The organism is Stenotrophomonas sp. (assembly GCF_050737075.1).
Classification (GTDB): domain Bacteria; phylum Pseudomonadota; class Gammaproteobacteria; order Xanthomonadales; family Xanthomonadaceae; genus Stenotrophomonas.
Map to the genome: position 1 here is coordinate 1 of NZ_JBOHXV010000141.1, position 7,751 is coordinate 7,751.

Annotated in this window: 7 protein-coding genes and 2 tRNA genes; 6 read left to right on the forward strand and 3 right to left on the reverse strand. The window is 66.9% G+C overall.

Annotation, left to right across the window (positions count from 1 at the left end; genetic code table 11):
* The first annotated feature begins 164 nt into the window (after window positions 1–164).
* Both ACREPD_RS21020 and ACREPD_RS21025 read left to right on the forward strand, forming a co-directional pair.
* A tRNA-Asp gene (locus tag ACREPD_RS21020) sits at window positions 165–241 on the forward strand.
* A 123-nt stretch (window positions 242–364) separates the two neighbouring features.
* Window positions 365–2,338, forward strand: a complete 1,974-nt coding sequence (locus tag ACREPD_RS21025) for a peptidyl-prolyl cis-trans isomerase (protein ID WP_431601095.1) — start codon at window positions 365–367, stop codon at window positions 2,336–2,338.
* A 401-nt stretch (window positions 2,339–2,739) separates the two neighbouring features.
* Here the strand turns inward: ACREPD_RS21025 and ACREPD_RS21030 are convergent, their stop codons facing one another.
* Together ACREPD_RS21030 and gloB are read right to left on the reverse strand one after the other, a co-directional pair.
* A complete protein-coding gene (locus ACREPD_RS21030; RefSeq protein ID WP_431601096.1) occupies window positions 2,740–3,942 on the reverse strand; it encodes a transglycosylase SLT domain-containing protein in 1,203 nt (400 codons plus the stop codon).
* A complete protein-coding gene (gene gloB / locus ACREPD_RS21035) occupies window positions 3,939–4,706 on the reverse strand; it encodes a hydroxyacylglutathione hydrolase (RefSeq protein ID WP_431601097.1) in 768 nt (255 codons plus the stop codon). The genes ACREPD_RS21030 and gloB overlap by 4 nt, the downstream gene beginning before the upstream one ends.
* An 11-nt stretch (window positions 4,707–4,717) precedes the next feature.
* On the opposite strand from gloB, the gene ACREPD_RS21040 reads away from it, so the two are divergent.
* From ACREPD_RS21040 to dnaQ, 3 genes are read left to right on the forward strand one after another with little or no spacing between them, the layout of a single operon-like run.
* Window positions 4,718–5,362, forward strand: coding sequence for a methyltransferase domain-containing protein (locus tag ACREPD_RS21040; protein WP_431601098.1), 645 nt, complete (start codon window positions 4,718–4,720; stop codon window positions 5,360–5,362).
* Window positions 5,363–5,374: 12 nt separating this feature from the next.
* Entirely contained in the window at window positions 5,375–5,827 is a 453-nt protein-coding gene (gene rnhA / locus ACREPD_RS21045) for a ribonuclease HI (protein WP_431601099.1), read from the forward strand.
* A 4-nt stretch (window positions 5,828–5,831) separates the two neighbouring features.
* A complete protein-coding gene (dnaQ, locus tag ACREPD_RS21050) occupies window positions 5,832–6,557 on the forward strand; it encodes a DNA polymerase III subunit epsilon (RefSeq protein WP_431601100.1) in 726 nt (241 codons plus the stop codon).
* Between the two features lie 203 nt (window positions 6,558–6,760).
* Here the strand turns inward: dnaQ and ACREPD_RS21055 are convergent, their stop codons facing one another.
* On the reverse strand, window positions 6,761–7,465 hold the full coding sequence (locus ACREPD_RS21055) for a PP2C family protein-serine/threonine phosphatase (RefSeq protein ID WP_431601101.1): 705 nt from the start codon (window positions 7,463–7,465) through the stop codon (window positions 6,761–6,763).
* 169 nt (window positions 7,466–7,634) lie between these two features.
* Here ACREPD_RS21055 and ACREPD_RS21060 point away from each other — a divergent pair.
* Window positions 7,635–7,725, forward strand: a tRNA-Ser gene (locus ACREPD_RS21060).
* The last annotated feature ends 26 nt before the right edge of the window (window positions 7,726–7,751 follow it).

Genomic DNA, 7,751 nt, shown 5'->3' on the forward strand with positions numbered 1-7,751 from the left:
GAGCGGTAGTTCAGCTGGTTAGAATGCTGGCCTGTCACGCCGGAGGTCGCGGGTTCGAGTCCCGTCCGCTCCGCCAGTTACAAAAAATCCTCGAAAAGCAGTAATTCGGGGTGGGTTTTCTGAATATCTTCGGATATAATGAGCGCCTGCAAAGTTTCAAGCGCGGAGCGGTAGTTCAGCTGGTTAGAATGCTGGCCTGTCACGCCGGAGGTCGCGGGTTCGAGTCCCGTCCGCTCCGCCAATTCTTGAAGGCCCCTGGCGAAAGCCAGGGGCTTTTCTTTTGGGTCGAAGGTCGAGGGTGGTTGGGGTGTGGCGCGAAGCACGCTACACTGCTGGATTCGCCAATCAGGCCTTGATTTCTCCCATGCTGCAGAAACTTCGCGACAAGACCTCGGGCTGGATCGTTACCGTGATCCTGGGGCTGCTGATGATTCCGTTCCTGTTCGTTATCGACTCCAGCTACCTGGGTGGCGTCGGTGCGCAGAACGTGGCCAAGGTGGCGGCGCCGCCGACCTGGTGGCGTTCGGCGCCGTCGTGGTGGCCGATGTCGTTCCTGTGGCAGCACCACGAGATCAGCGTCCAGGACTTCCGGACCCGCTTCGAGCAGGCGCGCCAGCAGGCCCGCGAACAGCAGGGCGAAGATTTCGACCCGCGCGAGTTCGAAAGCACCGAAAACAAGTTGGCCGTCCTCGACCAGATGATCGACGAACAGGTCGTGCGCCTGGCCGGCGAACAGTCGGGCATCGTCATGAGCGACAGCACGGTGCGCGAGACCATCGCGTCCATTCCTGCGTTCCAGGGGGCTGATGGCACGTTCAGCCAGGACCAGTACCGCATGCGGCTGGCCACCGGCAATCCGCCGCGTACTCCGGCGCAGTTCGAGGCCGAAGTCCGCGAAGGCATGCAGCTGCGGGTCGTCCCCTCAGCGCTGGTGGCGTCTGGCTTCGTGACCAAGGCCGAAGCCGAGCGCCTGATGGCCCTGCTGTATGAAACCCGCGACGCCGAGCTGGCGGTACTGCCGCCCGTACCGGCCGATACGGCAGAGGTCACCGACGCGCAGATCAAGCAGTGGTTCGACAGCCATGCCAAGGATTTCCGCCAGCCGGAAACCGTGTCGCTGGAATACGTCGAGATCAACGCCGCGACGCTGCCGCCGGCTACCGCGGCCGATGAAGCCACGCTGCGCAAGCGCTTTGCCGACGAGAAGGCACGGTTCGCCACGCCGGAGACGCGCCTGGCCTCGCACATCCTGATCGCGGCCGACGGCAACGATCCGGCAGCGCTCAAGGCGGCCGAAGCCAAGGCCACGCGCATTGCCGCCGAAGCCAAGGCGCCGGGCGCCGACTTCGCCGCGCTGGCCAAGGCCAATTCGGACGACACCGGCTCCAAGAGCACCGGTGGCGACCTGGGCTGGGTCGAGCGCGGTGCGATGGTGAAGCCGTTCGAAGACGCGCTGTTCGCCATGAAGGCCGGCGAGATCAGTGGCCCGGTCAAGACCGAGTTCGGCTTCCACGTGCTGCAGCTGCGCGAGCAGAAGGGTGGCCAGGAGCGTTCGTTCGAGGAGGTGCGTGACCAGCTCGCGGCCGAACAGCTCAAGGCGGACAGCGAGAACGCATTCAGTGACCTCAGCAGTCGCCTGGTCGACCAGGTCTACAAGAACCCGACCTCGCTGGAAGGCCCCGCGGCCGCGTTGAAGCTGCCGGTCCAGACCGTCGGCCCGTTCACCCGCGCCACCGCCAGCGGCATTGCCGCCAACCCGGCCGTGCTGCGTGCTGCGTTCTCCGACGTCCTGGTCCAGGACGGTACCGTCAGCGATCCGATCACGATTGCGCCGAACCACAGCGTGATGATCCGCGTCACCGACCACAGCCCCGAGCAGGCGCTGCCGTTGGAAAAGGCACGCGATCAGGTGATTGCCGCCATCCGTGCCGACCGTACCCGCCAGGCGTCGGCCAAGGCGGCCGACGCGGTGCTGGCCAAGCTCACTGCCGGCCAGACGCTGCAGGCGCTGGCCGCCACCGAGAACCTTCAGGTGCAGGCGATGCCGGGCCTGCAGCGCGGGCAGCCCGCGCCCACGCCGGAGATCAACCGCGCGTTGTTCGCTGCCAAGGCGCCGACCGAAGGCAAGCCGACGTATGGCAAGGTCGACCTTCAGGGCCGCTATGTGGTGTACGCCGTGACCAAGGTGATCCCGCCTGACCAGAGCAAGTTCAGCGAAGAGCAGAAGCAGCAGGTCATCCAGGGCGTCGGCCAGATGCAGGGCGATGAGGATGCCAAGGCGCTGACCAAGGCGATGCGCAAGCGTTACAAGGTGCAAATCGAGGAGGGCAATCTTTAATCGTTCCGATTAAAGATTTCCTCGATTTGCCCGCGCATTCCGCCTAATCCCCGCGCCGTTGGCGCGCCCCCTTTAACAGAAAGGGGGCTCTCCTCCAGACGGGGTACCGGGGCCGGGCTTTGCCCGACCTGCCGGGATAAATGGACGGAACCGCAATTGGAAGGCCCGGCATTGCCGGGCCTTTCGCGTTACTACGGCTGAAACGACAAGGCCTGGCATTGCCGGGCCTTCTGCTTTGGTAGGGTCGCATCCCTATCGACTGCAGGGGCGCTGACAACGTCCGGTTGTGGCATGACCCGCATCGACATGGCGTTTTAGGTGCTTGCACCCACTGCTTCTGAAACAACAAGGCCCGGCATTGCCGGGCCTTGTCGTGTGTGGCGTCGCCGGTAAGGCGTGCCTCAGTCTTCTACGCGCAATACGGCGCCGGGCTTCAGGACGCTGCTGCCGCTCAGGTTGTTCAGGGAGAGCAGGGCCTTGAGGGGCATTCCATAGCGCTTGGCGATCGTCCAGGCGGACTCGCCGTTGCGCACGGTGTGGCGGCGCGCGCGCGGGCGGTCTGCGCTGGCGACGGTGCGGCTGGCCGCTTGGGGGTCCGTGCGCGGGCTGACCGTGTCGGCCGGCGGGACGTCGGCCTGGGCCAGCATGGCCGTGCTATCCACCGGTGCGTGCGTGGCCGGGGCCAGCACGGTGACCTGGCCGCTGGGGCGGCCCTTGCCGCTGGCCAGTGCCGGGTTGAGCCGGGCGATGCGCGCCGGGTCCAGCGAGCGCTGTGCCGCCCACTGCTGCACGCTGGTGCCGGCGGGCAGGGTGTGGCCCTTGAGCACCGGCACGGTGCGGTCCAGCGAGGCCATTACGCCCGGCGAGGTTTCGGCGTCTTCCAGCACGCAGGCCAGGGCATGCAGCTTCTCAACATAGGCATAGGTGATCGGCGACAGCCCCGGCAGCTCGGCCGGCCGTGCGTTCGTGGCATTCATGCCCGCCTTGCGCAGCGACTGCAGGACCCGGTATTCGCCGGCGTTGTAGGCCATGGTGGCCAGGCGCCAGTCGCCGCCGAACATGCCGTGCAGGGTCTTCAGGTAACGCACCGCGGCCTGGGTGGAGTCCACCGCCGACAAGCGGCCGTCGTAGCCGCCGGTCATCTGCACCCGGTGGTTCTTGGCGGTGGTGGCAATGAACTGCCACAGGCCCGCCGGGCCGCTGCCGTTGCGGGCATTCGGCCGGTAGCCGCTTTCCACGAACGGGATCAGCGCAAATTCGGTGGGCAGGTTGGCGGCGCGCAGCTCTTCGACCACATAGCCGAACAGCACCAGCGCGTCATCGTCCTGGTTGGCCAGCCGCGACGGCGCATGCGCGAACTGCTTCTGCCAGCGCGGGCTGGTGGCTTCTGCATTGCAGGTGGGTTCGGCCAGGCCATCGCGGAAGCTGGCGAAGATCTCCTGGCCGTTGCGCACCGAGGCGGGCGGCAGCGCGGCGGGGTCCAGCGGCAGCTGCGACAGGCCGGCCACGTTCTGCGACATGCCCGCCGCCAGCGATTGGGCGCCCGCATTGCCGGCCATGGCGATCGCCAGGCCCAGCGCGAGCGGCAGCCATCGCCGGCTCATGTTCGGAATCCGTCTTTCCAGCCCCGCAGACCTGCAAGGACATCGACTTCATCGGTGACGGGGCGACCCAGGTGTGCGCTGACCGCAGCACGGATCTCGAGAGTATCGGTTCGCAGGAACGGATTGCATTCCAGCTCGCTGGCCAGGGACACGGGCAGCGTGGGGCGTTCATCGCGGCGCATGGCCAGGGCCTCCTCTTGGCGTCGCGCGAGCGCGGCGTTGGCGGGGTCGACATGCCGCGCGAAGACGGCATTTGACACGGTGTACTCATGGCCACAGCACAACAGCAGGTGCGGTGGCAGGGACGCCAGTTTCTGCAGGGAAGCCAGAAGCTGGGGTGGCGTACCTTCGAACATGCGACCACAGCCCAGGCTGAACAACGCATCTCCGCTGAATAAATGTTCAGCGGTGTGAAACGCGATGTGCGACCGGGTGTGTCCGGGCACGGATACTACGTCGATCTCCAACCCCAATGCCTGAACCTGTTCACCTTCACCGATCCGGCGGGTGGCGTGGGGAATGCGCGGATCGGCCGGCGCCACCACCTCCAGCCCCGGATACCGGGCCTGCAGCGCCGCCACGCCCCCGATGTGGTCGTCGTGGTGGTGGGTGAGCAGAATCGTGTGGGGCGCCCAGTTCTGCTGCGCTGCGGCGGCCAGAACGGGCGCGGCGTCACCGGGGTCGACGACAATGGCACGGCCCTCGCTGTCGACCAGCGCCCAGATGTAGTTGTCCGCAAATGCGGGTAGGGCAGTCAGTCGCATAGAATTGGACCATGCCCGCCGCGCCCAGCCCCCGTCAAGCGTCAGTCGCATCCTGGTTTGATACTGAACCGGCGCGGATCCTGTGCGAGCTGGAGCGGCAGCGCCTGGGCCCGTTGCTGGGCGCGCACCCGCTCACCCCCTGGCTGTGGATCGCGCCGACCCCTGCCTGGGTAGACGCGGTGGCGCTGCCGGGGCAGGGACTGCGGCTGTACCGCCGCCCGGGCGGCTATGCCGGCGACGCCCACTGCGCGCTGCCTTTGCCGCTGCCCAGCGAGAGTCTCAACGCGATCGTGCTGCAGCATGTCACCGCCCGCGATGCCGAGAAGCTCATCGCCGAATGCGCGCGCGTGCTGATGCCGGGCGGCCGCCTGTGGCTGTCCACGCTCAATCCGTTCAGCCCGTTCCGGCGCCAATGGCGCCGGCATGGGCTGGTGGTGCGCACGCCGCAGCGGCTGCGCCACACCCTGGAGCAGTCCGGCCTGTCCTGTTCGGAGCTGGCGTGGCTGGGGCCCATGTGGCGCGACCGCGACCCGGACCTCAGCAGCCTGGCCCCGCTGCGGGCCGCCTGCCTGTTTACTGCCGAAAAACGCACCCTGGCCCTGCCGGGCCCCACGCCACTGCCGGTACGCCGTTGGCACGGTACCGTGGCGACCTGATCTGGAGCTGTATTGAAAACCATTGAAATCCACACCGACGGTTCCTGCCTCGGCAACCCCGGCCCCGGCGGCTGGGCGGCGTTGATGCGCTACAAGGGGCACGAGCGGGAACTGAGCGGCGGTGAGGCGCATACCACCAACAACCGCATGGAGCTGATGGCCGCCATTTCCGGTCTGGAAGCGCTGACCGAGCCGTGCGAGATCGTGCTGTATACCGATTCCCAATATGTGCGCCAGGGCTTGACCCAGTGGCTGCCGGGCTGGATCCGCAAGAACTGGAAGACCGCCGGCGGCGATGCGGTGAAGAATCGCGACCTGTGGGAGCGGCTGCAGGCGGCCACCCTCAAGCACACCATCGACTGGCGCTGGGTAAAGGGTCACTCGGGCGATCCGGACAACGAGCGCGTGGACACGCTGGCCCGTGACGCTGCGATCCGTATCCGTTCCGCCGGCCCGGTACACTGAGCCCATGCGTCAGATCATCCTTGATACCGAAACCACCGGCCTGGAATGGCGGAAGGGCAACCGCATCGTCGAGATCGGCTGCGTGGAGCTGCTTGAACGCCGCCCGAGCGGAAACAACTTCCACCAGTACCTCAAGCCCGATTGCGAGTTCGAACAGGGCGCGCAGGAAGTCACCGGCCTGACCCTGGAGTTCCTGGCCGACAAGCCCGCCTTCGCCCAGGTCGCCGAAGAGTTCCTGGCCTACATCGACGGCGCCGAGCTGATCATCCACAACGCCGCGTTCGACCTGGGCTTCCTGGACTACGAACTGTCGTTGCTGGGCGATCAGTACGGCAAGATCACTGACCGCTGCACGGTGATCGATACGCTGAAGATGGCGCGCGAGCGCTATCCCGGCCAGCGCAACTCACTGGACGCGCTGTGCAAGCGGCTGGGCGTGGACAATGCGCACCGGCAGCTGCATGGCGGCCTGCTCGACGCCCAGATCCTGGGCGATGTGTACATCGCGCTGACCTCCGGCCAGGAGGAGATCGGGTTCGGCTCCGCCGACGACGCCCGGCCCGGTACCGCCCATGCGCAGGCGTTCGACACCTCCCGCCTGCTGCCACGCCCACGCGTCGTGGCGACCGCGTCGGAGCTGGAAGCGCATGAGGCGCGGCTGGCCAAGCTGCGCAAGAAGGCCGGGCACGCCATCTGGGATGGCCCGAAGGTGGAAGAGGCCGTCGCCTGATACCGCGGCTTCGGCGGGTCTAAACGCTGGACGGGAAAATTGCCGGCGGTAGTTGACCGGCTTCGGATGCTTGGGCCGCGCTGCGCGCGGTGTCCGGCCAACGGCCGGACCCACGAATTGTTACGGGCCCATTTGAATCTGGATCAATCAACCAAAGGCCGGCATCCCGGTAGCGCCGGCCGTTGGCCGGCCCTCGCAATCCTTTAGTGGCAACGCACCAGAATGACGGTGATGTTGTCCGAGCCGCCGCCATCCAGGGCCGCCGCCACCAGGGTATCCACGCATTCCTGCGCGCTGGCGTCGTCGTAGGCCAGGGTACGGGCGATGCCGGTGTCTTCGACTTCTTCGGTCAGGCCGTCGCTGCACAGCAGCAGCTGCATGCCCGGGCGCAGTTCGCCCGTGGTGGTCGCCACGTTCAGGTGCGCCGGGTCGGTCACCCCCAGTGCCTGGGTGACCACGTTGCGGTGCGGGTGCGCGCGTGCCTGTTCGGCGGTCAGGTTGCCCTGCGCCACCATCTCCTGCACCACGCTGTGGTCCTGGCTCAGCTGGGCGAGCTTGCCGTCGCGCCAGAGGTAGGCGCGGCTGTCGCCGACCCAGGCCACTTCATAGCGGTTGCCCTGCACCCGCGCGGCCACCACCGTGGTGCCCATGGGCAGGCTGTCGTTGCGGCGGCGCGAGGTGCGGATGATTTCCTCGTCCGCCACCCGGATCGCGTGGGCCAGCGAGGCGCCCTGGCGGATCTCGCGCACGATGGTCTCGCGCGCCAGCGCGCTGGCCACTTCGCCACAGGCGTGGCCGCCCATGCCGTCCGCCACCAGCCAAAGTGCGAGCTCGCCGTCCCCGTAGTAGGTGTCCTCATTGAGGTCACGGCGCAGGCCAGGGTGGGTGAGGTGTCCGAATTCGATCATGGCGGGCGCGGGCCGGGAGTGTATTGCTGAGGGATAACGGCATGATCGCGGCCCTGCGGACATCCGGCAAGGCATCCATACAGAAGAAATTCATCGGATGTCGTCCAATGGCTTGCCGTCTGCGTCTCCTGACCGTATTATTCGCTCCCCGGTTCGCCGGGGACCATCTGGAGAGGTGGCAGAGCGGTTGAATGTACCTGACTCGAAATCAGGCAGGCGTTTATAGCGCCTCGGGGGTTCGAATCCCCCCCTCTCCGCCAGACACGCAAAAAAGGCTGCCCTTACG